The 25,946-nt window shown below is 38.0% G+C and carries 23 protein-coding genes; 9 read left to right on the plus strand and 14 right to left on the minus strand.

Going from position 1 to position 25,946, the window contains the following annotated elements; translation table 11 throughout:
• Nucleotides 1-184: 184 nt before the first annotated feature.
• The 3 genes from A9Y75_RS24430 to A9Y75_RS24440 all read right to left on the minus strand — a co-directional run bounded on the left by A9Y75_RS24430 (nucleotide 185) and on the right by A9Y75_RS24440 (nucleotide 5,187).
• Nucleotides 185-1,906 (minus strand): ankyrin repeat domain-containing protein, encoded by a 1,722-nt coding sequence (locus A9Y75_RS24430; RefSeq protein WP_236721521.1) that lies wholly within the window; start codon nucleotides 1,904-1,906, stop codon nucleotides 185-187.
• Nucleotides 1,907-2,204: 298 nt separating this feature from the next.
• Nucleotides 2,205-4,085 carry a type IV secretion system DNA-binding domain-containing protein gene (locus A9Y75_RS24435; protein ID WP_071192264.1) on the minus strand — a complete coding sequence of 627 codons (1,881 nt, stop codon included), beginning with the start codon at nucleotides 4,083-4,085 and terminating at the stop codon, nucleotides 2,205-2,207.
• 160 nt (nucleotides 4,086-4,245) lie between these two features.
• Nucleotides 4,246-5,187, minus strand: a complete 942-nt coding sequence (locus tag A9Y75_RS24440; protein ID WP_071192266.1) for a DUF4351 domain-containing protein — start codon at nucleotides 5,185-5,187, stop codon at nucleotides 4,246-4,248.
• 151 nt (nucleotides 5,188-5,338) lie between these two features.
• Between A9Y75_RS24440 and A9Y75_RS24445 the strand changes: the two genes are divergently transcribed.
• Nucleotides 5,339-6,415 (plus strand): DUF5895 domain-containing protein, encoded by a 1,077-nt coding sequence (locus tag A9Y75_RS24445; RefSeq protein ID WP_071192268.1) that lies wholly within the window; start codon nucleotides 5,339-5,341, stop codon nucleotides 6,413-6,415.
• 357 nt (nucleotides 6,416-6,772) lie between these two features.
• Nucleotides 6,773-7,120 carry a UPF0175 family protein gene (locus A9Y75_RS24450; protein WP_071192270.1) on the plus strand — a complete coding sequence of 116 codons (348 nt, stop codon included), beginning with the start codon at nucleotides 6,773-6,775 and terminating at the stop codon, nucleotides 7,118-7,120.
• A 37-nt stretch (nucleotides 7,121-7,157) separates the two neighbouring features.
• Here the strand turns inward: A9Y75_RS24450 and A9Y75_RS24455 are convergent, their stop codons facing one another.
• From A9Y75_RS24455 to A9Y75_RS24465, 3 genes are all read right to left on the minus strand, one after another.
• On the minus strand, nucleotides 7,158-7,886 hold the full coding sequence (locus A9Y75_RS24455; RefSeq protein ID WP_071192272.1) for a hypothetical protein: 729 nt from the start codon (nucleotides 7,884-7,886) through the stop codon (nucleotides 7,158-7,160).
• 265 nt (nucleotides 7,887-8,151) lie between these two features.
• Complete coding sequence (locus tag A9Y75_RS24460) at nucleotides 8,152-10,086, minus strand: M23 family peptidase (RefSeq protein WP_236721522.1); 1,935 nt, start codon at nucleotides 10,084-10,086, stop codon at nucleotides 8,152-8,154.
• A 162-nt stretch (nucleotides 10,087-10,248) separates the two neighbouring features.
• Nucleotides 10,249-10,614: a hypothetical protein gene (locus A9Y75_RS24465; RefSeq protein ID WP_071192273.1), complete on the minus strand. Its 366-nt coding sequence runs from the start codon at nucleotides 10,612-10,614 to the stop codon at nucleotides 10,249-10,251.
• Nucleotides 10,615-10,742: 128 nt separating this feature from the next.
• On the opposite strand from A9Y75_RS24465, the gene A9Y75_RS24470 reads away from it, so the two are divergent.
• The 7 genes from A9Y75_RS24470 to A9Y75_RS24495 all read left to right on the plus strand — a co-directional run bounded on the left by A9Y75_RS24470 (nucleotide 10,743) and on the right by A9Y75_RS24495 (nucleotide 17,251).
• A complete protein-coding gene (locus A9Y75_RS24470; RefSeq protein ID WP_071192275.1) occupies nucleotides 10,743-11,438 on the plus strand; it encodes a hypothetical protein in 696 nt (231 codons plus the stop codon).
• A gap of 165 nt (nucleotides 11,439-11,603) precedes the next feature.
• On the plus strand, nucleotides 11,604-12,413 hold the full coding sequence (locus A9Y75_RS24475; protein ID WP_071192277.1) for a hypothetical protein: 810 nt from the start codon (nucleotides 11,604-11,606) through the stop codon (nucleotides 12,411-12,413).
• A gap of 335 nt (nucleotides 12,414-12,748) precedes the next feature.
• Entirely contained in the window at nucleotides 12,749-14,563 is a 1,815-nt protein-coding gene (locus tag A9Y75_RS24480) for a bifunctional 3'-5' exonuclease/DNA polymerase (RefSeq protein ID WP_071192279.1), read from the plus strand.
• A gap of 139 nt (nucleotides 14,564-14,702) precedes the next feature.
• Nucleotides 14,703-15,485, plus strand: coding sequence for a peroxiredoxin-like family protein (locus tag A9Y75_RS24485; RefSeq protein WP_071192281.1), 783 nt, complete (start codon nucleotides 14,703-14,705; stop codon nucleotides 15,483-15,485).
• Between the two features lie 283 nt (nucleotides 15,486-15,768).
• Nucleotides 15,769-15,933 carry a hypothetical protein gene (locus A9Y75_RS28005; RefSeq protein ID WP_236721523.1) on the plus strand — a complete coding sequence of 55 codons (165 nt, stop codon included), beginning with the start codon at nucleotides 15,769-15,771 and terminating at the stop codon, nucleotides 15,931-15,933.
• A 14-nt stretch (nucleotides 15,934-15,947) separates the two neighbouring features.
• Entirely contained in the window at nucleotides 15,948-16,580 is a 633-nt protein-coding gene (locus A9Y75_RS24490; protein WP_236721524.1) for a DUF1349 domain-containing protein, read from the plus strand.
• Nucleotides 16,577-17,251 carry a uridine kinase gene (locus A9Y75_RS24495; RefSeq protein ID WP_071192285.1) on the plus strand — a complete coding sequence of 225 codons (675 nt, stop codon included), beginning with the start codon at nucleotides 16,577-16,579 and terminating at the stop codon, nucleotides 17,249-17,251. Before A9Y75_RS24490 ends, A9Y75_RS24495 begins: the two co-directional genes overlap by 4 nt.
• A 57-nt stretch (nucleotides 17,252-17,308) precedes the next feature.
• Here A9Y75_RS24495 and A9Y75_RS24500 read toward each other — a convergent pair whose 3' ends face one another.
• The 8 genes from A9Y75_RS24500 to A9Y75_RS24535 form a co-directional block, all read right to left on the minus strand.
• Entirely contained in the window at nucleotides 17,309-18,895 is a 1,587-nt protein-coding gene (locus tag A9Y75_RS24500) for an AAA family ATPase (protein WP_071192287.1), read from the minus strand.
• Nucleotides 18,896-19,051: 156 nt separating this feature from the next.
• Nucleotides 19,052-22,495 carry a DEAD/DEAH box helicase family protein gene (locus A9Y75_RS24505; protein ID WP_071192289.1) on the minus strand — a complete coding sequence of 1,148 codons (3,444 nt, stop codon included), beginning with the start codon at nucleotides 22,493-22,495 and terminating at the stop codon, nucleotides 19,052-19,054.
• Between the two features lie 93 nt (nucleotides 22,496-22,588).
• The gene (locus A9Y75_RS24510) at nucleotides 22,589-22,882 is read right to left on the minus strand and encodes a DUF2281 domain-containing protein (protein ID WP_071192291.1); all 294 of its coding nucleotides are present in this window, start codon (nucleotides 22,880-22,882) and stop codon (nucleotides 22,589-22,591) included.
• 13 nt (nucleotides 22,883-22,895) lie between these two features.
• Entirely contained in the window at nucleotides 22,896-24,083 is a 1,188-nt protein-coding gene (locus tag A9Y75_RS24515; RefSeq protein WP_177176288.1) for a restriction endonuclease subunit S, read from the minus strand.
• 29 nt (nucleotides 24,084-24,112) lie between these two features.
• On the minus strand, nucleotides 24,113-24,577 hold the full coding sequence (locus A9Y75_RS24520) for a GIY-YIG nuclease family protein (protein ID WP_071192295.1): 465 nt from the start codon (nucleotides 24,575-24,577) through the stop codon (nucleotides 24,113-24,115).
• Nucleotides 24,578-24,595: 18 nt separating this feature from the next.
• Nucleotides 24,596-25,036, minus strand: a complete 441-nt coding sequence (locus tag A9Y75_RS24525; RefSeq protein ID WP_143046499.1) for a hypothetical protein — start codon at nucleotides 25,034-25,036, stop codon at nucleotides 24,596-24,598.
• A gap of 26 nt (nucleotides 25,037-25,062) precedes the next feature.
• Entirely contained in the window at nucleotides 25,063-25,356 is a 294-nt protein-coding gene (locus A9Y75_RS24530) for a nucleotidyltransferase family protein (protein WP_071192297.1), read from the minus strand.
• Between the two features lie 6 nt (nucleotides 25,357-25,362).
• A complete protein-coding gene (locus tag A9Y75_RS24535) occupies nucleotides 25,363-25,932 on the minus strand; it encodes a Uma2 family endonuclease (protein ID WP_071192299.1) in 570 nt (189 codons plus the stop codon).
• Nucleotides 25,933-25,946 lie beyond the last annotated feature (14 nt).

A 25,946-nucleotide genomic window follows, 5' to 3' on the forward strand; every position in this document is an offset into this window, starting at 1 on the left:
GTTGCCCGTTCCCTGTTAGTTTAAAGCTCAGTCGAAAAAAAAGATGTTTTTAAAAGATGCGTAGCACGAAAAAAAACAGTGTCATTATTTCAATTTCATGTTTTTAAACATGAGTTTTTCTGTTCCCTGTTGCCCGTTCCCTGTTCCCTCTGAAGTTATTATTTTTCTGGTTTTTGTTGTATATTTACACAATAGCACGACTCCAATTTAAGCTAATTAAATCTAAAACGTAATCAACGGAGTTATCTATATAATCTTCTGATTTATCATTACCAATTACATACAATTTACCACCAGTAATATAAATTATATCTGGTTCTTGGTAGTAAGCTTTGTGACGACTTATCCATCCTGGTTTATCCCCAGTTGTTTCTACTTTTTCTATGGCAAATGTGTGGATATGTAATCTATAAACTGGAGTTTCATTATAGACTCTTGTACCAAGATATCCTAAATTACCAATGATATATATGTATTCTCCCACTAATGTAGCAGAATGAAAATCAGTTGGCGGAAATACATCTTGGGGATAACCAAAAATATGAAAATTACCATCACCTTGATAAACTACAACATCATTATATATACAAAAATCAGGGTCATAGTAATCTTCATGTTCACCAGCTATTTCTACAATTCTGCCATCTGGTAATTGTGTAATAGTTCTGCCAAATCGCTGATAGCACCATGCTGGATCTTGCCAATTTTCTGTATCATTAAAAATATTTTTTGCTGTATAAGCCGCACAACCTTCACAAACCATAGCTTGCCAAAAAGAAATATCCATTAATTCTGGATTAGCTGTACCAAAACGTGAATGTTTACCAGGAAAATATTGTTGTGTCGATAATTGGGATAGCGAAAATTTGCTGTTGGTAATGCCAGTGAAAACACGCCGCATATCATCGTTAATATCGTTCAAGTCTTCACCAGATGCAACTAACATTTTGACAATTTCCAGATTATTAGCTATCTTAATCGCGTTATCATTGCAATCATTAATTCTGCTAGGGTTTACGCCAGCTTCTAAGAGAATTCTTACACAATCGTTTGCACCACACTCGGCTGCAATTAATAAAGCAGTATTACTAAAATCATCAGTAGCTTCAATATCAAATCCCTCTGCAATTAACCACTGTAATATTTCCGGCTGATTGTTTTCTATAGCATACATCAACGGCGTTTTACCGCAGTTTCCCACATAGTTGTAATTTGCTCCCGTAGCTAGAAGTAATTTGGCTTTGGCTAGTTCACCTGCTTGAATACTCAACAACCAAGGAGTCCTATACCAACAATCATACACATCTTGATCTGCTCCTTGTTCCAGTAATAATTTTACTTCTTCTAATCTACCAAAAACAACAGCTTGCATTAATTCTGTCCATTGCAATTGGTCTGAATTAGCACCTGCATTTAATAGTAATTGAACAGCATCAAATCTACCAATACGAGCAGCTACTTTAATTGCGGTTTCACCATAGCTACTCATGCCATTGACAGCAGCACCTTTAGAAATTAGTAAATCTAAAATCGAGAGCAAGTTTTGGTCTAGCAAAATATCTCGACCGTGCATAGCATCAATTAAAACATCATATTCTTGAGGTGTTTGATAGTGAATATTCGCACCAGCATCTAAAATTAATTGGATTTTTTCTAAATTACCCGATTGTACAACCAACCCAAGTACAGTATAGTCAGATTGTTCTGCAATAGCATTCACATTTGCACCATGTTCCAAGAGGAAATGAATCATATCAATACCTGCATTGGTGCTACTAACTGCATACATTAATGGTGTTTGCTGGGAGTATTCGTTTTCGTCTATACAGTCAATATCCACACCCTTGGCTATTTCATGTCCGACTCCCGCAATGTTTCCTTGCTGTGCATAAATATGAATTTGCATAATTTTTATTTTGTAAACTGCTAATCTAAAATTATGGTTGTTGCTAAATTTAAGTATGAAATAAAAAAACAAGAATTTCAAACTTATAATTTTTGTAACTAACTAAATAGCCTCCGAATAATATACATTTATACTCTTAATTAATAAGGCACAAATATGAATCATGCGTAGATATTACCTCCAGTACCAGGATTTGTGGTTTTGCCTAAGTGGTTTTGCCTAAATAGAGGATTATATAAATAACATTCTAGCCTATATTTTCCTATATTTTAGCCCTTTAAAAGTTGCCAAATTCTTATCATTGCAATCCTGGAGTTTGATAAACTCGTGTTGTAAAATTCTCCAAAACATCAGTTTCTTGATGATTACCAGACCCCTGTTCCTCCTGTTCCTGGACTGTGGCCACATCTTCCTCTGGTAATGGCAACATCCGTCCTGCTTCCTCAATGCGGTCATACAATGCCTGGGTCAACATTTTAAGATCAGGAATTGTTACCTGACTTTCTAAAGCCAATCTAACTTGTGTTTCCCACAGACCCTCGCTTTCTTTAGCTCTTTTTTCATCTGTTTTCGACACAGGAATAATTAAAGGATAAGGAATAGATGCTTGTCCCCCGGAACTGTAACCAGGACTGGTAATTACACATTTACCTTGAGGAAACTTGAGAATTTCATCTGCACTGATAACAGGCATTTTTTGTAAATTCTCACTCCAGCTAATCGAACGGCTCATTTGTCCACCAAGAGTTCGCCCTGTGGTCCGATTTTTAATCAGCACTTCCTTTTCACCGTAACGCTTTGAGTAATCCTCCGCCGTTTTGTAATTACCAGGATTGAATAACACATGGGTACTACAAGCCGAAGCGATCGCACTCCCCATTTTATCGCCATAAATATCGTAAAGCTGCTCTAAACTTTGAATACCTAAGATAAAACAAGCACCATTAGAACGGTATTCATTAATCCATTGTGGCAGTCTATCCAGCTTAATTGATGGTAATTCATCCAAAGAAATAATCAACGGGTCTTTACGGGGGCGGCTCAAATTACCGACAATCATTAAGTGCATTGCTGCTGCCAGTAAAGGACCAACCACACTACGACGTTCATCATCCAGCTTGAACACCACCATTTCTCTACCTGATAGCTGAGTAGGAATATCCGATTGACCGATGAATGCCCGTAACAAATCAGCTTGAATAAAAGATGAGAAAGTCCCTGCCGCTGTCGTCAAAATCCCGGAAATAGTCTTCTCTGCGTCCTTAGCACTCAAAAATTGAATAAATGAAGTGGCAACCCATTCATCTAACCGTTTGGACTGGACCGCATGATCAAGACGTTGTACCAATTTTGGCAACCGCAACACTGCATACAGCATGGCCATATCTGGGTAAGGTGAACCCTTGACTAACTGTAATAATGCTTTTGCTAACAAATCCCCAGCTTTAGCAAAGAACTCGTCACTTTTACCCCCACTGGCAGCATTGCGGTTAATCACTTGACCAATTTCCCCAGCCATGACCCCATCCCGTGCATCCCGCATAAAATCGAGGGGATTGATGACACCGCTAAAAGCTTCACCAGGAGCAAATACTCGCACTTTGTAGCCATAACGTGCTGCTAGAGGGGCGTGCAGTCGCATTTGGTCGCCTTTTTTGTCGTAGAGTAAAATTGGAAATCCTTGCTGCATGGCACTTTCTAACATCCGGTCTATAGTTGAATAAGTTTTCCCAGAACCCGGCGCACCTATTACCAGTGTTCCCCGTTCGGCATGAGGAAACCAAACTGTAGGTGCAGCACCCAGCATGGTTTGCAGGTTAGCCATTAACCCCCGCCACTTCCCTTTTGTCCAGTAACGGGGTGTACCAGACCAGAGGGTAACTTTATTGTGTTTGTGTTCTTGGATTTGCTTAAATGCGAGGTTAGTGGCTGCTAGTTTTTCGCTGACACCGCAGACTTTACCAGTGGTGATTTTACCTTTACCCGTACCACTGATTTGCAGTAGTATTAAAACTACCAGTAGTCCAGCCATCATTGTCCAGCCTTGGGGGTTGTTGTACTGTTGAAAGAATTTACCGAAGTCAATACTGGCTAGTGTTGGTTGGTAAGTTGAGACTTCAATTAATGTCGAGTTAGCAGTGATATGGCTGTTTGGTAGATTTTTCTGGTAAAGGTTCATAGTAGTTGTGTATGGGTTTACCAGCAATTTTAGTTATCAAGGTAAAGTTAGGGAATTGACCTTTTGGATATTTTATTTTCCCCCAAGAATCCCAGATTTCAGTGAGAAGTTATCAATGTTACCCCACAGTAGTTAATGAAAAGTGGGGTTTTTACTTAATCTAAGACTCTGGTTTATTTTGTAACCATTCTTCTAAATCAGTAACAGAGGAGAAATCTAAGAGTGCTTCACCGAGTAATTCTAACTGCTCAATTGTTAATGTCCGAATTGTGTCAATGAATGATGATTCAATTCCACCAATTCGCCGATTTAGTTGCCGGATAATTATTTGCTGTTCACCGCGTTCCATTGCTAATTCTTCTGTTGGACTAATGAAAGGCATTTTCTTTTCCTCCTCTAAATGTTTGATTTTAGCGACTAATCCTCGTTGCAATTCTTTGGTTAATGTCATCATTTTATCAATGATTTTAAAAAGCTTAACAATTTGTTCTCTTGTTAAGCCTCGTTCATAAAGTCCGCGAATTAATGTCCATTTCCATTGCTCACGTTCTGATAAATTCCCCGTGGTGGCTTTAGTTTTTAAATGCGCCATTACTATGATAGCAAAAGGATTAGGATTAGATTCTAATTCAGTCCACCGTGATTCATAGTCTAGGAGTTTAGCAATGGGGAACTTCAAACTTAATTCGCAATCTAACATAGCTTGATGATAACTGTTAGGTCGCCAAGTGGAACTTGTGTCTCCTAAAATCGCCAGACCCACCACAAATTTATGATACAGGTCAAAAGCTCGGTAATTATAAGTGTACATCCTTTCTTGGAAGTCAACATCATATTGACTCTGAATCTCAATATGAATTAAAATCCATGCTTGTGTTTTATCCAATAACCAAACTTTGTACAGTTTATCTGCAATCCGTTTTTCAGTTGATGATGAAGCTGTAATTTGTTGCAGTTCTTTGTCTAGTGATTCCGGTGGTTTTGTCCAATCAATTGCTTCGTAAGCCACAGGAAAGAAAAAGGATAAGAAACTATCAAAATATTCGTTTAATGCTTCTTTCCAGGATTCGTCATAATTTGCAGTGATTTCATTTTTGGTCATAAAACGCTATGCTAAGAATAGTTATTGCACCCTCAGTTTCTTGACTTTGATTTGTTAATATCTACCTAATATTATAGCCTAAAATAATTAATTTTTACTAAATTTAGAGGCTAACGCCTCAGACTTTGGACAATCATATTTATGCAGTCCAATGGTTAAATCAAAAGTTACAAACAACTCTAAACACCCCCATCAATCTCCTCCCAAAACTGCTGCTACTAAACCTAAAACTAGCAAAGCCAGAGCAACTGAAGCTGATGATTATGACTTTGAAGAAACCGAATTTGAAATAGACCCAGAACTCTTCAATGATAATTATAACCAAGTCCGTAAACCGCTGCTTCCTTATGGCATTGTCGTTAACGATAAACCTGCTGGACTATTGATTCCAGAAGACCAGTTAGAAAAAGCTGGTTGGCTAGAAATGCCTGAAGAAGATGATTTAACTACTGTCACTTTAACTGAAGATGTCACCGGACTATTAATTACTGAAGGTCGGTTACTGGTTTTAGCTTTTGCACCAGAATATATCCGCTATAAATCAGATGTTGAAGATGTGGGTGGTTCGTTTGTTGGGCTTTATGACGACTACAGAAATAGTCTTGATAAAAGAACAATGGATGTCTGTTCAGAACACGCAATCATGTTTCTTGATGACAAAAATCAACCATTACATACTACTCCTGTTGTTGTCCGATTCAAGAATGTAGCTCTCTGGAGTTTTAAATCAGTCCGTGAAGAGTTTTACCGTTCATTAGAGAAAACTTTTGCTGATTATTTCCAAGTACCATTTAGTGGTAAAAGTGATAAATGGCGGAGTTTAGGAGTGCTAGAAATTGAGTTTAGAGCCATTAAAGAAGGTGAAGGTAAGAATAAACATAACTGTTGCAAAACTGTAGCCTACACTAAACCCACAGTTGAAAATTTCCCCCAACTGTATTTAGGTAAAACCACAGCTAAAAGTTTAATTTGGCAACAGCATGATGCTATCGCTGGTTTCAATGAACCACAATCTCTACCTGCTTTACCAGGAGAATCAACTTCTGTAGAGGTGGAAGTTTTACCACCAAAGAAGAATAAAAGTAAAACTCAAGCTGTCCGTAAATCTAAACCAACAACTAAACCACCTCGGAAAATTCAAATAATTGAAGATGACGATGATGAAAATGACGATTTAGAAACCGATTTGGACAATGATGATTTTGAATTTGACGATGACGACGAATAGTTGAATGCTATCAAATTAGTAACCGCTCAATAAATGGGGGTGGACTACCTATTCGAGAACGAATTTACGCCATTTGATGCTTGTCATTGAAGGATTTACCCCGGATTATTGAGCGGTTACTCAAATTACTTGTGTTGAACATAAATTGAGAGCATCCACTTTTGGTAGATAGACCCCCGCGAAAGCGGGGTGTGCTTTTTTAGATGAACCATATAGTAGGGTTTTTGGAGGACAAATGTTTGATAGAATTGTACAGGATGGACTAGTTTAGGTATCGCTGTTTGGATTTAATAGAAGTCTTATATAATTAAATAAATAAATCCTATTAATACTGATGAAAGGAAAAAAGGTACAATTATGCAAATCACTATCGAAATTCCTGAAGATATTGGCAACCAACTACAACAGAACTGGCAAGACTTACCCCAAAAAATCTTAGAAACTTTAGCAATAGAAGCTTATCGAAGTGGTATCATGACTGCTGGACAAATTCAACAGTTACTAGAATTTGATTCACTTTCAAAAACTCAAGTGTTTTTAAACCAATCTCAGGTTTCTCTAGATTATACACAAACAAATCTAGAACAAGCTCAACAAACAAAGATGTTAGCTGATGATATTAAGGAACTCCAGCAACTATGTATTGAAGAAGATTATTCTTTAGAAATTACCTCTCGTCAAGACCGTCCTAATTTGTTTTTTTAATACCTGCAATGAGCTTTTTGTTGACTAATCGAAACTGTTATTTGGGTGATTTATTCATAGTAGCCAAAAGTTGACTATCGGCAAGTTGATAACGATTACCGTTAAAACAAAAGTTCAATTGTCGTAATTGCTGTTTTTCTGTTTGCAATACCTTAATACAAGGTAAAGACTGATTCCGGTTTTCTCCTACTGCTAATAATTGCTTTCCTGGTGGTAATGTAGGATTTAAATAACTCAAAAATACCTGAGTAATTGGTTGATTTGGTTTGAACCAATAACCAGCATACAGACAACCCAAAGCACCACAAACATTTGGAGTATTAAAGTTGAAAATTGTCAGCTTGCCATCTTTTCCTGTCACATTTACAGCCAATGTATTGTCAACAGATGTTTGAGGATTCAAGTTTGTATTTTCTCCAATTACCTGTTCTACAACAGAATTAGAAACAAGATTAACAGCTTTGTGCCAAGTCACAGTTGCTGCATTCAAACTACATCCTCCTAAACCGCAGAGAACAGAAAGCAGTAAAAAGATACTTAAACCAACACGAAACCAATGCACCCAATAACGTATTCTCATGGGAGGTTCTGGTAATTGATATCCTGTTGTTTTTAGTGGTTGAGACTGAGTAGAAAAGGCTGACAAAGAAGAAGCTAATTTATCTGTTGCTGCTTGCTCAAATTGCTTTTTTGAATGCAAGTCAGTATCAGAAAAATCCTTTGTCTCTGGCTCGGAAGATATAGAGGTTGTAGATAAATTAGTCATAAAAACCACGATGATAAGTATGGAACTTGCAACTTTTGAGAACCTAAAGGAACAACGATTTAAACAAATTTATTTGTTGTGATAAGCTATAACAATAGCCACGATTGTTATAAGTGGCTTTCACTCCTGACTCATAACTCGTGCTGTAGCGTAAAGGAAAGACGAATCAAACGAATTTATTTGTTGTGATAAGCTATAACAATAGCCACAATTGTTATAAGTGGCTTTCACTCCTGACTCATAACTCGTGCTGTATTTCCTACTTCTAATTACCAACGTTTTTAGCATTACTAATGTATCGAGAAGTTAAACTAGGAATACAGGTCAACGTTCCATTATCGCTGTTTTTATTGCCATAAAAAGCTAAAGCAGTTTGTCCGTAATCTTTCAGACTGAGACGACCAAAAACATCAGAACTACTAGCATCAACTTTGCTATTATCACCACCAAAATGCTTTTGAGCTACTCGTTCAATCAGTCGTTCACCAGTGAATGATTGTCCTGTAATCGGGTCAATTTCCGTTTGAGTTACTTGAATTTTATTGGCAATATCAGCCATAAATGCCCTATCCTGGTCAGCAGGAGGAAAAAACTCAAATAATTCAGCTTCAGTTGGTTGATATCCTTGTTTAACTCGCTTAAGAAACTCTTCCCCTCCAGACTTGGCAGCAATTAACCGCACTGCATAGGGGTTGTAACTCATGAACTGATACCGTCCCAGTCCTCGACCACAATTTAACCCGTTATCCGCACAGGTATGCACACCAACAGCTTGATAATCTCCACTACCAGCACTTTCAATTTCAGCAATGGCGTTTCCTAGTAATGGCAAATTAACACCGGAAAAAGATTGACTGACAATTGAGCGATTAGCACGGGTAAATGTGCAAGGATTAATTTGATTTGTTACTGTATTACTTTGACTGAGATTACCTTTCACCTCTCTATTTGCACCCGTTGGTGTAGAAGTAGTATTAACACTTTGCTCATTCCCACTGTCCAAATTGCCTACAAACATCAAAGCATTCACCTGATAGCTGAAAAAAGGAATTGGACCAATAAAATAAGGTGTACAACCCATTTTCCCAGCGCAGAACCGAAAGTATAAAGCCGTATCGACTGTATCTGTGGTTTCATCTGTTTCCATGACCACAACTTTAAAAGCTTTACCAAAGGGTAAACGTCCGGTTGGTTCTCGGCCATTGTTAACCGCTTTGAGGATACCCGAACCTCCCTCAACTTCCTGGTATTTACCGGAAATCCATTGCTTACCTTCCGAAGAAGAGCGATCGCTTGCACCTACATTTTCCAAATCATCTAGTTCTAAATAAGCACAATCTTTTTGAGTACAGGGGACAGAAAAACCTTGCACATCTGAACCAGAAATAGTATTTTTACGGCGATTTTCTGCTGTTCCATAAACTGCATCAATCCGCATGACTAAATTACCAACTTCACTGATAGGATTGGGCATCAATCCTAAAGGCACTTGTCCCAGTCCTGGAATATTTTTGACAAAACTATTCATCCAATTTGTTAAATCTTGAATTGGTACTGCTTCTAAATTAGGAATTGAAGTCAGCGAAAACTTGGACAAGTCAATTTCTCCCAGCTTGATGTTCCCAACTTCGTATTGTGTCAATACCTGAGATAAAGTTAAATTTGCTGGTTGAATTCCTTTAGTTTTCAGTAAAGCAGCAATAGATTGAATATCTTTGACTGCTGTTTGAGCTAATTGAGGAACAACTTTAGCTAAATGACTCAATGTTTGTTCTTTAATCAAAGAAAATTCACTCAAGGCAATCTTGTTGAACTCAATAGATGTAATATCTCCAATAGCTTGCAAAGCAAACTTTTCTGCTTGCAATGCCTCACTGATATCTCCTAACTTCAAATATACATCAGGAGTCATGCCCACAGTCCAAGTCCGACTCAAATCATAACCTAATGTTTGGCTATAGGGACTGCCATCAATTGCCCCAGATTGACTGATACCTGGTAGTTGACTCAGAGAAATTCGATTCCAGTCTGGCAACAAAAGTTTGTTAGCAGGTAATCGAGATTGAGCATTAGCAACTTCTACAATTCGAGTAGGCAGATTGCCATTATTAAATATGCTGTTTGCAGCCTGAACAGTGACACTGTAGATAATAAAACTGATGACAATTAGCAAAAATATCCATCTTTTTGAATTGTTCATAATTCAAGTTTTCCTGTGAGGATGGCAACCACCACGGCAACACGATAACTACACCCCAATCAATCAAGTATTTTCTTGAATCAAGACTGGATTTGTTTGACTTTGGGATGTACGTATTAGAGAAAATATGATTGATAAATCGCATTCCTGAATCCTGACGATTTACAACTCTAATTCTGGGGATGTTGACTGTTGACTTTTCTTAGACTTGTAACCTAAACCAGAGCCATATCCTGGTAATTTGGGATTGGGATTAGCTGCTGATTCGGTATAGGGTGTATCACCCAAGTTAATTTCAAAAACATTTTCTTGATAACCATCTGCAAATCTGTCTGTTTCCCAAGGGTTAATATTATCCTCATCACCTTGGGATTGATAACCGTTGGCAGACTTAACCTGACGATTATTTTCATCCTCAAAATTTGATTCCTCAAGGGTATAACCATGCGACTGATAACCCTTGGTAGACTTAACACCAGGATTATTTTCATCCTCAGTGTTTTGATTTAATGCGGGTTCTTGATTCATTGGTATGACCTGAAAAACAATACCAATACCAGCATAAAAAATTGATTGATTAACGGCACTAACCGATTGGCTAATTATGTCTTAGCCTATTGGCTATTTTGGGTGATGCGCTCATATCGAGAAGACAAATGGCACAAATCAACTTGATTCCACCCGAAGTCATGGCAGAAATCAATAATCATAAAAATGCTAAACTGCCAGACAACACTTTGAAAATGCTGCAAATTCTCGCTAGTTTAAATACCCCTAAAGAATTGTTAGCAACTTTATTAGAAATAGCCGAATTTTCTATACACCATATTCGCTATCTGGCAGGTCCATTAGTGATTTACGGCAATTCTTGGAGTGATACAATTCCTCAATGGCTGAAATTTGCTTGTATTCAAGACAGGTTAGAACTAATTTGCAATGAGTATGAACAAAATCAAGTTGGTGAATATGCCACAGCTACAGAAGTTCTCACTTACATGATGCCTGCAAGTTACGAAGCACCTTTGCATCGAGATTACGCTGACCTTTATCTTTGGGTAGGCAATGAAGTTTTAACTAAATACAATAAATTACCAAAAGATTGCCAGAGTTTTTATGAATTTATTGATGGTACTACGAGTGATACTAGCAATAAATCCATCATTCATTTTCAGCAGGTAAAAAATGATTTTCACGATATTAGTCAATCAATTCGCCGCAGCATAGTTAAACACGCAGCACAAGAAGGATGGGGTAAACGTCGTGTTAATTCTAAGTCTAAGATAGACTCAATTGAAAATACTCCTCCTCCTGAATCTTCCTCCAATTCATCTGTACAAATGGACTTGTTTTAAAGTTACCAAAAATCCTCAGTTTTAAACTAGAAGTTCGAGACTGAGGATACATTTGCTCTAACCATTGTCATGTTCTAAGTTTCATTGAATCGTGTTGATTGAAAGCAAGTGAAATGGAAGCTATTGCTTCATTGTTTTTGATAATCAAATCTCAATTTAGTTACCATGAATATTCAATCAGTTCAAGAAAATTTAAATTATCTCATCCTGGTAATTACAGCATTCTCTATCATTGTCATGTTTATTGATTTTATGGTGGGATTAGTGCATTTATGGCATCAAATCGCTCTTAACGTCGAATATTGTACCACTCACAAAACATCTGAGCAATCAAACATTGAACCTATTGATACCACAAATAGCAATCTTAATGTTGAACAAGAAAATTGTCATCTATCTGCTAACTATAATTCTGTTGCCAATAGCTCTAAAAATGTTGAACATAACAATTGTAATCAATCAACTATTCTTGAGCATGATGATTTAACCAAGATTGAGAACCAGAATCAATCCAGTAATTCTAGCAACTTTGAGCATGATAATGGTAATCAATCGAATATCCATGAGTATGATGATTTAACCACAGTTGAAAACACATTTAGTATTTCTAGCATTTTTGAAAATGACAATGGTAATCAATCAAATGATAGCACTTCTTTACAACCAGAACTTGAACTCAACAATTCAGTTACTATTAACATAGACAAAATTGATTTACGCACAGCCAGAAAAATTGCCAGTGCCATTAAAAAAGTTTCAAAAACCAAATCTGACCTAATTATCAAACAAACAGTCAATGGTAAAAGCGTTCCTTTAGCTTGGTTACAAGCACAGATTAAAAATCGCTTAGAAATTGCCCCAGAAATTGTCAAACCAATTATTCAAGAATTAGCTCCTACTGCTATTAATAATTCTCAGCATATCCAGCATCATCAGGTTGTCCAAACAAGTAAACGTCAGCGTCAAATTAGTTAATTGAATCAAGTTATAAGGAGAGGGATATTACATATAAACCTCTCTTTTACAAAGTTTGGAGGTTGAATTCCCCTGCTTCTAACTGAACTTTAGACTAATTTTCCCTCCTAATCCGCCAAAGTCTCTCTAGGCAAGGCTTTAAGGGTTTGCCAGTTATTTTAGGTTTTGTAAGTCATAAGCCTATAGTTACGTCAGGGTTTGAGCCTACAAGAAAAGATTTAGTCTAAACTCCATCCAGTTCTAAAGGCAGCAAGAGGCATTATGAATTAATTTAATTATTCTTATCAAACAATACCAACGAATACTTATGGCTAAAAAGCCAAATTATCATCACTATGAATTACTCTCCAGAATACACTTTAGTCAAAGATATTCCCACTCTCAAAAGAGTTATCAAACCTTTGTTTAAAGCCGAAATTTTAGCCTTAGATTGTGAAACAACAGGACTAGATCCTTTAACTGATACAATTAGATTAATTCAAATAGCTGCACCTAATTACCCAGTTGTACTAATTGATTTACCAGCTATATCTGTGCGCGATAGCGCAGAACACAATACCAAAAGTAATCAGCTACACTGCACCAGAAGCACTCGCACTGAAACTTATCATTTGCTACTCAAAAAACTCTTCTGCAACTCTGCTGTGAAAATTGCTCATAATGCCAAATTTGAATGGCAATTTCTCACTCAAGCTGGACTTCAACCTTCTGGATATTTCTTTGATACACAACTTGCTTACCAAGTTGTGAATGCGGGAATTAAAACTAGTGCATCTTTAGAAAATGTAGCTCGTAAACTGTTGCGTATACAACTAGATAAAACCTTACAAACTAGCAATTGGCATCAACAACTGACTCCAGCACAATTACAATATGCTGCTACAGATGCTGCTATTTTACTTGACCTTTACCCGATTTTAGTCAAGAAATTAACACAGGCGAAATTGCTAAAAATTGCCCAACTGGAATTTCATTGTCTGCCTGTTGTCGCCCAAATGGAACTCAATGGAATGTTGTTTGACTTATCCAGATGGCAAACGCTGGGTGCAAAGTTAGAAGCTGATAAAATAACTGCACTTCAACAGTTAAAACAACTGCGTCTTGCTGGTAAATCTCAACTATCACTGTTACCCGAATTAACGGATATTGTTAATCCTAATTCACCCCCACAAGTATTAGCTGCTCTCCAGGCTCTGGGTATTGCCATACAATCAACTAACCAAAAAGATTTAGTCCCTTTGGTTAATCAATATCCTATTATTAAGGCTCTTTTAGACTATCGCCACCTTGCCAAAATTACTGCTACTTTTACTGATAGTTTACCTAAACACATTCACCCCAAAACTGGGAGAATTCACCCCAATTACTATCAACTAGGCGCAAGGTCTGGAAGATTTTCCTGTCGTCACCCACCATTACAAACCATTCCCCGTCATGCGGCGGCTAGAAATTGCTTTATTGCTGCACCTGGCTACCAAATTTTAGCAGCAGATTATTCGCAAATCGAATTAAGAATTGTCGCGCGTCTCTCTGGTGATGCTAAGATGCGCCAAGCCTACCGTCAAGGTGCTGATTTGCACAAACTTACGGCAGCTTTGGTAACTGGTAAGCGGATCATGGAGGTTACTGAAGAAGACCGCAGACTGGCTAAAGCGATTAATTTTGGACTTATTTACGGTATGGGGGCTGCTAAACTTCGCATTTATGCTGAAACTAAGTATGGTGTGACGATGACACTGGATCAGGCGAAGGCTTTTAGAAAGCGGTTTTTTGATGCTTATTCTGGTGTGACTAAGTGGCACGAAACGATTAAGCAGGCATATTTGCGGGGTATTAAAGAAAGTCGGACTTTAGCAGGGAGAAGACGGAGATGGGCTGATAAACCCAGGTTAGCAGAAATGCTTAATCATCCTGTGCAAGGGTTGAATGCAGATATTAATAAGTTGGCGATGGTGAAGCTTGTTAAGCCGTTAAGTAGAACTCATGCAAAGTTTATCTGCGTTGTCCATGATGAAATTGTCCTGGAATGTCCAGAGAATGAGGTGGAACGAGTGAGCAAAATGCTACACAGATGTATGGTGGCTGCGGCTGAAAAGTTTCTCAACCCTGTGCCTGTGGTAGTAGATATTACGGTAGGTGATAGCTGGTAACTACGGAACTTCAACAAAAATTGTCTTGATGCTCCCGCTCTATAAAGGGACGGGATATTACGGCAATTTGATAAAATCAATGTAAATTCTGTTAAATTGAGCTAAAATTTAATAGCTAAATAGCAGTTTATACCTTGCAATGAACCCCTACGCTATCCTTAATCAGAGCAAATATCAGCGTGTTAGTGATGGCATGAGCCGACCCTTGCTAGAAAACTGCGAGACTGCCTCACATATCCTTATTTTAGTTTGGCCACAACTTGGAGATTTTGATAGTCTGGAATATGCGTGGTGGTTACAGCGCGAAGCTAAAAACTTGACAGATAAAAAACTCGCTATTCGTGCGGTGGGAATTGGTAATCTCGCTTCTGGAAAAAAATTCTGTGAATATACAGGATTTCCGCCGGAAAATTTATTTGTTGAACCGAATGGAGAACTACATCGCCAACTCAATCTCTATTCTGGTCTGAATATTTCTCTCCCTGGGCTTGCTGAGTCTGGGAAAGCTTGGCTAAATCTAATTTTGATGTGTGCAGGGATTGGTAGTCCGGGAACTCTAGCTGAAGTTTTTCGGGGATACAAGGGCGATCGCAAAGCCCCTCAACTTATTGGGGATAATGAAATCATTCAAGGTACTCCTCTACCTGCTTTTCAAGGCTCGTTTTTCCAATTAGCCGGCGGAAGTGGCTTTCAACGCCCCTTTGAGTTAGCTACTCTGCGGCTACGGAATATGGTGGAAGTTCTCAGAAATTGGCAGACTTATGTACCGAATTCTGCCTACTTAACTCAGCGCGGTGGCACTTTTTTGTTTGATCGCAAAGGTCAGTTACTTTACAAACATCGAGATCCAGGAATTCTCGGATTTGCTGCTAATATGAGCCAACCCCTATCATTTTTATCCTTAATTGAAAACTGTGCGTAAACTATAGGAATCCGGTTCAGGGAAAACGCATCTTATCAATAAGGGCGATTCAATCTCAATAATGACCAAAATATTCGCATTAACGACCACTTATTGACAATATTTTAGTCCATTACTATGATCCTGAAAAAATCAATCAAACGATAAATAGGGATTTTTTGGTTCATACATTAAAACGGTATTTTGTCAATAAGATTTAGATGCGTTTCCCCTGGAATCCGGTTTGATTCTTGTTCATTATACTGAGACTCAATCGTTAATTCGATGGGGTTTACGAGCTTGTATGGCTTACGCCACGCTACACCACGCCACAGTATCAAAATTGGGATGGTTTGGTGCTATTAAATATCCCATTACTACACCTAAAATATTAGGAATTGCCACATTAGTAATAGCGATTCTAATTAATCAATTGGATACAAACTATTTTCATAAAAATGTCAATTAGTGCCGAGGATAAGTTTGAAAATTGCTATATTTTTAAACTCATCTGCTCACGGTAAAATTACACAACTTATTCCCTTACATCTAAGAATAGCAAAAACTATGGAATGGCTTAATGAACCTGCTAACTGGTCGCATTCTGAGCAGCAAATCATCATTAGAACTGCACCAAAAACTGATTTTTGGCGGATAACTCACTATGGTTTTATTCGTGATAGTGGACATTTCTACTTTGACCGAGTGAGTACAGATTTTGTTGTTGATGTCAAGATAAAAGGCAAATATCAAGACTTATATGATCAGGCAGGAATTATGATTCGTGCCGATGAAAAACATTGGATTAAAACTGGAATTGAATATGTTGATGGAGTGCAAAATGTGAGTGCTGTTGTCACTCATAACTATTCAGATTGGTCATTTACACCTTTATTAAATCCTCCTCAGATTTTTCAGCTACGGGTTGAGCGATGTCAAGAGGCTATTCATATCGCTTATTTAGATGAATATGACCGCTATGTTCCCTTGAGAATGGCTTATTTTCCAGTTCAGCAAGATATTCAAGTCGGAATTATGTGTGCATCACCACAAGGAAATGGGTATGAGGTAATTTTTGAAGATTATCAATTAACAAAAAAAGGGGGAAATTTATGATAGATATTCAAGATTTAGCTAATTCTATCCTCCAAAAGCAATCAAAATTATCAATAGATAGAGCTTTTTTAGTTGCTGTCAGTGGTATTGATGGCTCTGGAAAAGGTTATATTACTGAAAAATTAATTACTGCTTTGAATCAGCAAAATCTTCATGCTGTTGCTATTAATTTAGATCCTTGGCATAAGTTACCAAGCGAGCGATTTAATTCTGAACATCCAGGAGAGTATTTTTATCATCATGCTTTTCATTTTGATGATCTATTTCAAAAATTGATACTGCCGTTAAAAAATCAACGAATGGTTAATTTAACGACTGTTTTAACTGGAATTACAGGTATACCACAAACCTATAATTATCAATTTGCAAATGTGGATATAATTGTGCTTGAAGGAATATTTTTGCTGAAGCGATCGCTCCAACATTTCTATGATTTTAAGATTTGGATTGATTGTTCATTTGTCACTGCTTTGGAGAGAGCAATTCAGCGAAACCAAGAAGACATTTCACCAGAACAGATACTTGAGGATTACCAAAAAATTTATTTTCCTGCCCAAAAAGTTCATTTGGCAATTGACAATCCCAAATCAAGTACAGACGTGATCTATATTAATGATTTCAAGTTAGGTGTTCACCATGATCCACCGAATGCCCCTTCCTCAACAATGTAAGGTTGGAAAAATGTCAAGAAGAACCAATTAATTTACCAATCTCATCTGTCAGTCAGCTTATTCAAATAATTCTCGATGCTGATAAGCAAACGGTGAAATATCCTCACTTGACACAGGTTGAGCATAAATAGCCTGATTGCGAATAGCTTGCATTTGTTCTGATTCTCGCTCCATTGCTGGGGTAAATTGCGATCGCTGTTTTAGTAAATCCTCAAACTCAATTTGTCCTGCTCTACCTTGAGCAAAAGCATTCTCAGCACAACGACGCACAGCATTACCAATTTCGGCTGGAGTGCAAATCCTATACTCAGCCAACAGCCTCCGCCATTGCTCATCACTCCAAGGCGAATCATTACCTGAAAAAGCTGAAAAATACTTAGCTAAATGTAAATTGAAAACTTCGTATCTTGCCCCCTCATGGGGTAAATCTACAAAAAAGATATCATCAAAACGACGCACTAATTCCGCTGGTAACATTTCTAGACGGTTGATAGTGGCAATTGTATAAACAGGTTCTTGGTGTTCCTGCATCCACGTTAACAAACCCGCAGACAACCGCCGGGCTACACCTCCATCTGCGTTCGAGTCCCAACCAGCAAAACCTTTATCAAAATCATCCCAGTAGAGAACGCAGGGAGCAAGGGATGTTACCAAAGCGATAAATTCCTTTAAGGCTCTGTCAGGATGAGGACTACCCAATAGTACACCCCAATTAGCGGCTAACAGTGGCAAACCCATTTTCTTGGCTGCTAACTTGGCAGATAAACTTTTACCTGTTCCTGGTGGTCCCCATAACAACATTCCCGTGGGAAACTTCAAGTGATATGTTTGTGCTTCTGGTTGCAGCAAACAGGTAATAGTTTCTAACCTTATTGCCAATAAATCTAACCCCGCAGATGAGGGGATATCCGGTTGTGCAATATACTCTAAACCACGTCCTCGTAATTTGTTAACTTTATGCTCAAGAACTAATTGGGCGATATCCTCAAGCTGATTTGCAAAACCTAAACATTGTTTCAGTAGCAAATTTATCTCGCCTCTGGGTAAACCTTGACAGGCACGAATTAGCAATTGCAATGCTTGGTTTGTTGAATTTGTTTTTGAGTAAGGATAGCCATTGGCTAAAGTCGAGTGCGAACAACAATCAAAAAACTGCTGTACAATCAGTTCTACCTGCTGTTGGTTTGGCAATGGATTAGACAGTACAGGAATAAAAGGCTGTAATTCTAGATGTAGTTGAACGTAAGTTTCTAGTAATACCCAATAATTAGCTTGCTGACTCCACAAAGCTTGATGATAAGCATTCAGTAATTGATAGCTAAGTTTTTGACTAATTTGGCTACCATCATCTTCTTGTAACACTCCCTCCAACAAATAAATACCTGGTTGATAGTCTGACAAAAGATACTGAAGAATATCCTCATTGTTACCCCTATCAGTTGACTGTAAGATGTACTGGCCTTGATGCTGAATTAATTGTTGTAGTTCGCAGTAACCGGGATTCCAGAGAAAGACTGACAAAGATTGCTCCTCACCCCAATGGTAAAACTGCTCTAAAATCTGCATTCTGTCAGGTGTATGATATTCCACAGCCACAATTGCCGTATTTTGGTTAGCTAAGGCAGGCCAGTCTGTCAACTTCATGAGTTTGATTTGAATGACTTCCTTTCCCCTTGTAGAGCAAATTGATTGCTGATGTCTTAGCCTTATGGACAATTATTAGTATCCAGCAGACTATGTTTTTTATTTGAGCAATAGCGATATATTCCGCGCAACGTAAGGTCAGGTTTAATTGAATAACTAAGCCACTGCCCTACCATAAACTTCTTCCAGTAGAGAAATCAATTCATCTACTTGGGAAGAGGTAAATAATTCATCGGGTCCCTGTGGAGTAATGTCGGTAAATGGAGATTCGTAGAGAAGTGCAGCATCCATGACACCGTGTTCTGTGAGGTAGTCAATGATCATATTCACAAACTCTATCTGATTAGCATTAAGTTTCTTGTTAGATATAAAACGAGCTAATTCCTGTTTGGCTACCTCCCTATCTAGTCCTACTAGAGAACGAACAAATAAGCCTAACCCCTGTGACTCTTCTTTAGCGCGGATAATATCTTCAGTTTCCCCAATACCACTTTCTGCTAATATGCTTTCTAGTTCGGATAAATCTGATGGAGTCAGTTGTTTGTTGGTTCTGAGTTTGAAAATAACTATATTATCCTGATGCGATCGCAAAAACGCCCGTACTTTAGCGCGAAACTTTTCAAAATTATCAGATGATGTAAAACCAGGTAGCTCTACTACAATTTCCTCACCCATTTCATCCTCAAAATCAGTGTAAATGGGTATACGTTTTTGTTTCTCAATCAGCTTGACTAAACCCCGTAGGCGTTTCCGTAGTACCTCTAGCATGGGTAATGTTACATCTTCCCACCATTCGTCGGTTTGTATATCCTGAATTAGAGGTAATTGTTGCTGTACTAAGGGAATGGCTGATTTTTCTTCAAGTAACCCAGCAAGTGACTTTATTTGTTCTCGTAAATGTTTAACGCTGGAGTGAGAGCGCAATATCGCTAATTGTAATTTCAATACCAAAATATCAAATCGTTTTATCTCTTCTGCTTCTGTCTCCAATTGAGAAGGTAAACCGGCTATTTCTTGGTTGAGAGTAATAAAATCTTCATCTGATAAAGATTCCCATGATTTAGAGTTAGCATATTGTTCTACGAATCGGCGCTTAGGACGAACCACGAAGTTTTCGCTATTCATAGCTGCAACTTCTGTATACAGTAAATTGGCTAATTGACTACGCAGTTCAGCATTGGTTTTTGGTTCTTCAAAGTTATCTTCAAATTTGCTCCCTTCGACTACTTCGACTTCGCTCGGTTCGACTTCGCTCACCGAACGGGGTTGGGGTGAAATATTATCTAATTCCGCAATTAAATCCAAGCGGGTAATAAATAACTGTTTATTTAGAGACTTTCCTATAGGTGCATCAGTCGTTTCTGGGTTATGCTTGAAGAACTCTAAATTTTGGCAATAATCGAATAAATAGAAAAATTGTTTATCTTGTCCTATACCAAATAAATCCTCACAACGACGAGTTCCCCGTCCTAGCATTTGCCAGAATTTAGTTTTAGAACGAACCAATTTAAACATGACTAAATTTACTACTTCTGGCACATCTATTCCCGTGTCCAGCATATCTACAGAAATAGCAATATGGGGCTGTTTATCTTTTTTGGAAAAGTCATCTATTAGAGATTGAGCGTATTTAGTTTGAAAGGTAATAATCCGAGCAAATTCACCTTTGAATTGGGGATAGTTAGCATCAAAACGTTCCGCGATAAAATTGGCATGATCTTGATTTTTAGCAAAGATAATTGTTTTACCTAAAATATCCCCACCGGCAACTTTTAAACCCCTAGTCATTAAATGCTCTAATACTTTATCTACAGTATCTTTATTAAACAGCCATTGATTTACTACTGCTGCTTCTACTCGTTCGGGTATATTACCTTCATCATTCCATTCTAAATTATCCCATTCTTCTTTTTCTGCTTCTGGAAGTTCATGATAATTAATACCTTGACGTTGAAATTTCAGGGGAACTGATACCGCTTGAGTTGGTACTAAAAAACCATCTTTTACCGCATCTTCAAGCTGGTAATTATCTGTAGGTACACCACTTTCTAAATCAAATAATCCATAAGTATTGCGGTCTATCTCATCCTTGGGTGTGGCAGTTAGTCCTAATAATAACGCATCAAAATAATTGAAAATAGTCCGATATTTTTGGAATACAGAACGATGGGCTTCATCAATAATAATCAAATCAAAATGAGCGACACTAAAACGTTTTTCTCCTTCACGACTATCATCTATTAATCCCATCATAGTTGGATAGGTACAAGCAAATACTCGCCCTTCTCCATCTTTTTCTGTGACTAAATTCACTGGTGAAGCGTCGGGTAAATGTTTTTTTAATACGTTGATAGTTTGCGTTACTAAAGCTACCCGGTCGGCTAAAAATAATGCCCGTTTTACCCAGTTACAACGCATCAAAATTTCTACTAATGCGATCGCTGTTCTAGTTTTTCCTGCCCCTGTAGCCATGACTATCAAAGTTTTGCGGTCTTTATCTGTCTCAAAGGCTTCAGTAATCCGACGGATAGCACGAGTTTGATAATAGCGTTCGGCAATACTAGGTTTAATATTGGCTGCTGCTAAGGACTTGCGAGTAGTGCGGCGTTGTACCATCAATTCCAACTCAGTTTTTTTGTAAAAACCTTGCACCTGTCGGGGTGGATAATTGGTATCATCCCATAACCAATGTTCGTAACCGTTGGTGTAGAAAATCAGCGGACGTTGATTAAATTGTTTTTCTAAACAATCAGCATAGAGTTTAGCCTGTTGCTGACCGCTGCGGGGGTCTGTGCGGGTACGTTTGGCTTCTACCACTGCTAAAGGTTTACCGTCATCACCCCATAAAACATAATCTACAAAACCTGTACCCGACGAATTGGGCATCCCTATCACTGGAAATTCGCGGTCACGTTCTTGATTTAACGCCCACCCTGCTTCTTTTAATAGCAAGTCTATGAAGATGTCGCGGGTTTGTTGTTCAGAATAGTCGTGAGTATCTGGTTGGGTAGTATTTGCTTGTTTTACAGATGCTAATTCTGCCCGTAGTTGTTTAATTGTCTCATCTAGAGTATTTTTATCAGCCAGAAGTACAGAAAGTTTTTCATCCTTTTCTTTGAGTTCTGTTCCTAATTTCTGAAGTTGGGCAACGGTTTTTTGAGAAACTGTCGCAGTTTTAGGAATAGCATCAACATTAAATGTTAGTCCTGGTTCTGGTTTGGTGGTGCGTCCGTAGGTATGAACTAACCAATAAGCAATATGAAAAAATTCTTTGACTGCGGTAATGCCATCATTAACGGGAACTTTGTTTTCTTTGTGAACTGCATTGTTACCGAGTTTGATAATTAATTTTGCTTTGTTAAATACGGCTTCACCAACTAAGTTTTTAAAGGTAGGTTCATGAATCAGGGCGCTAACGTTATCTTGATAGGGCAAATTTAGGGATGTATCGTATTTATAGAGCCAGTTTACCGTTAATTCCAAAGCGCGACGGGCATAGAAACAGGCTGTACGAGGGTCACGATAGGCTGTTTTAAAGGCTTTGTGAGCAGATTCGTAAATTGTCGGAAATTCGGTTTGCAGGAAGGTAAACTGGCTCATTCAGTTAATCAAGCTTTTGTGTATAATAATATATTATGGACTGGGTTCGTAATCAATGCAAATAACTAGACCTGATAACAATGATTGTAAAGGTTAGTCATGTTGAAGCTCCCAGTTTTCAGTGTCTAATACGGAAAATTCTGTTAGTTCTGGGTTGGTGAGGAAGTCTGTGGCGGTTTGAGGAATGAACTGGGCAAGGTGCTGATGTCTTTGTGTTAATGGCATGGCTGCAATTTCTTTGAGGGATGGTGAAGATGTTTTTGTTTTTGTTGTTGTGAGTTTTTGTTGCAGAATTTCGGTAAAGTCTAAAACTTCTTGTTGTTTTTCTGGGGGTAGTTGGCGTAGGTTGTTGAGGATTATCTGTTCAATGTTGGCTGTGTTTTGCATGGTTTTATTCAGGTTATAGTTCTCCTCTAAAGGCTCGATGTTGGAGGGAAGCAAAAAGGGCATCGAGTTCTGATAGTGATGCGCGGTGTGCTGCTTTGAGGCTTTCTACAGCTTCGACGCGATGGGAAAATTCTTTTTGTAATTGGAGCGGTGGACAAATAAACCTAATTTCTTCAAAGCGTGATTTACTCACCATTCCTTTCATTGATGCTGTAGAAGCTTCTTGGATAAGCTTTTTAGCAACTAAAATTTGAGTATAGACAAATTTGACATTATATGTAAATGGAACTAGGGCATTAATTTGTTGATTAAATGCAACGTCACGATTTGCAATTGCCGCGTTACCTATACAAGAAGGTGTTCCAGCTATACAAGTAACTAAAATTGAACCTGAAGGAGCAATTCTTGAAACTGATTTACCTAATTCGGATAAACCTTCTTCTGCTTGCGTTAGGTAATCTAGGGGAGTATTGATATTATCCGATTTGATCCATTCAATTGCATCACCGTAAAATTCAGTATTAGCTCGTGAAGGAGTATTACCTGTAATTACTTGACCAATATCTTTAATAAATTTCTTATCCCACCCTTTTAAATTTGTAACTGGATCGCCGAACATTTCTAGAAAGATGGATTGATTGAGGGTGTTGAGTTGTGCGATCGCATCCCGTCGTTTAGTCCTCAGTTCTTCCGCTTGATCTAGTATCTCTGCAATCCGTTTCTGTTCTTCTAGGGGAGGGAGGGAAATCTTATGATTTTTTAATTTTTCAATTGGTAAAGCATTATATGTTGATCCATTTGACAACTTTTTAATTTGTTCAATAAAGATCCTTAAAGCGAATTTAAGATAGTAAGTGTTGACCGATTTAAAGTCTTTTAACCACAAAACATTACCATCTTTAAAATAAAATTCTTTATCTTTTTCTACTATATATATTTCACCTATAGTTCCAATAGCGGTTAATAACATATCTCCTTCTATTGGAATGCCAAAATTAACCTTTATTTCTTTATATCTTTCTTCCGAAATAAACAATTCAGTTGTTACATCTTTGTCATTAGCAAGCTCTTTTATTTCTTTGGTTCTATAAAAAGGAATTCCACTTGGGGTATATTCACTTTGAAAAATTCTTTTACTAGAAGTAATAGTACAAATTTCTCCCAGCTTTTTCTCTATCCACCCTTTAGGCAAATTACTCATCCCAGCATCTCCTCCAATTCTTTTATCATTCAAATGCTCCCTTCGACTTCGCTCAGGGAGCGGTTGCGGTATTCTGGATCATCTGGGTTGCTCAGGGAACGTTCTTCTGATGGTTGAGCGATGGTTGTCGAGCGACTTGTACTGAGCGAAGTCGAAGTAAGTCGAGACAAGTCGAAACCATCACCACCATTACCAGCTAACCTACTGTAATGAGTTTCATTTTGACATTCAGCTAACTGATGTAATAGATTTGTATCCCCTGCAATTAAAGCTTGCTTCTTTTTTCGATTCCAACCCTGTACTTGCTTCTCGCGTTCAAAAGCATCCACCACGCGATCGTAATATTCACAGAAAACCAACTTCACAGGCAACCGTTTCGCTGTGTGGTTTGCACCCTCTCCCTGTTGATGTTGCCACAGTCGCCGCTCCAAATCTTTTGTACTACCTGTGTAATAACTACCATCAGCACATTCAAGAATATACATATAAGCCATATATTTGTAATCCTTATTCTAAGCAACCGTCCTGAAAACAACCGTTCCCGCTCCCGTTCCCTGAGCGAAGTCGAAGGGAACATCACCTTGTTGTAACTTGAGCAAAGCCTGAGCCTTAGCAAGACGTACCAAATGCTCAATAAACTCATAATGTTGCCACAGACACAGATGGTTGGTGAGCGGAGTCGAACCATCGCTTTCATCCAAACCTTGATTACGATTTTTGTCTAAAAGAGATTCAATTTCAGCCTGAACCTCATGCGAAAGACGGAGAGTTAAAATTTCTTGAGGAGATGGTAACTTTGCCAAAAACTCTAAAACTTCAGTTAGTCCAGAAAAACCCGTCCCCGGATTAGCACTAATTTCTCGCAATCCTAAAGCCAAAATTTGGGGTAAATCTTCCTTGCGAGATTCTAAATTTCGCGCCATTTCATCAGGTATGTCTAAAGTAATTTGCATAATTTTTTGCTCTTCGGTAATATAAATTATATATAAATTGCCTCAGCTAAAACACGCTCACGAATCCGGGGTTTAAGCCCGTTCTTAGTAACAACATCCACCTTCAAGCCAAACAACTGACTTAAATAATCCCTAAGTTCCACCAACATAATAAAAGTAGGCGCTGTTTCATAATCAACCAAAATATCAACATCACTCAATTCTGTCTCCTCACCCCTAGCGTAAGAACCAAAGATCCCAATTTTTGTAATTTGATAATTTTCACAGAGAGATTGCTTTTGTAGTGATAAAACTTCCCGAATTTCCTTAATAGTTTTCATCAAATTTTATCCCTGTAAAACCTCAGCCACAGTTAACTTCAAATCACTAAACAACGGCGAACAAATCACCTCATCCCCTGTAAAAACTCGCTCATCATAAAAACCTTCCACCCACTCCAAAACCGTCACCTTTTGCCCCATCGGATCAACAATCCAATACTCAGCAATTCCCCGCGCTCCATACTCAGAACGCTTATAACGATAATCACGATTTTCCTGATTTGGACTCACCACCTCAACCACCAACAAAGGGGGCGGCATATCCATTAAAATAAGAGAGCGTGTAGCATTTTGCATCACTTGGGCTAACTCCTCAGAAAACACCACCAAATCAGGAACACGCACCCCCACCATCCGACTATATACAGCTATTTCTGTTTTCATTCTTAACCGATAATAGGGAATACCTAATTGAGAAAAATAGATTAATAAAAATATTGCTATTCTTTGATTTATTTCACTTTCAGAAGGCATAAAAATTAACTCCCCATTTTCCAACTCATATAAATAATCTGTCCCATCGTCATAATTAAGAAATTCCTCAAAAGTCATCTTTTTAGCAGTTGCAACTGTCATAGCTATTTCTCCCA

This window comes from Trichormus sp. NMC-1, assembly GCF_001858025.1.
Taxonomy (GTDB): domain Bacteria; phylum Cyanobacteriota; class Cyanobacteriia; order Cyanobacteriales; family Nostocaceae; genus Anabaena.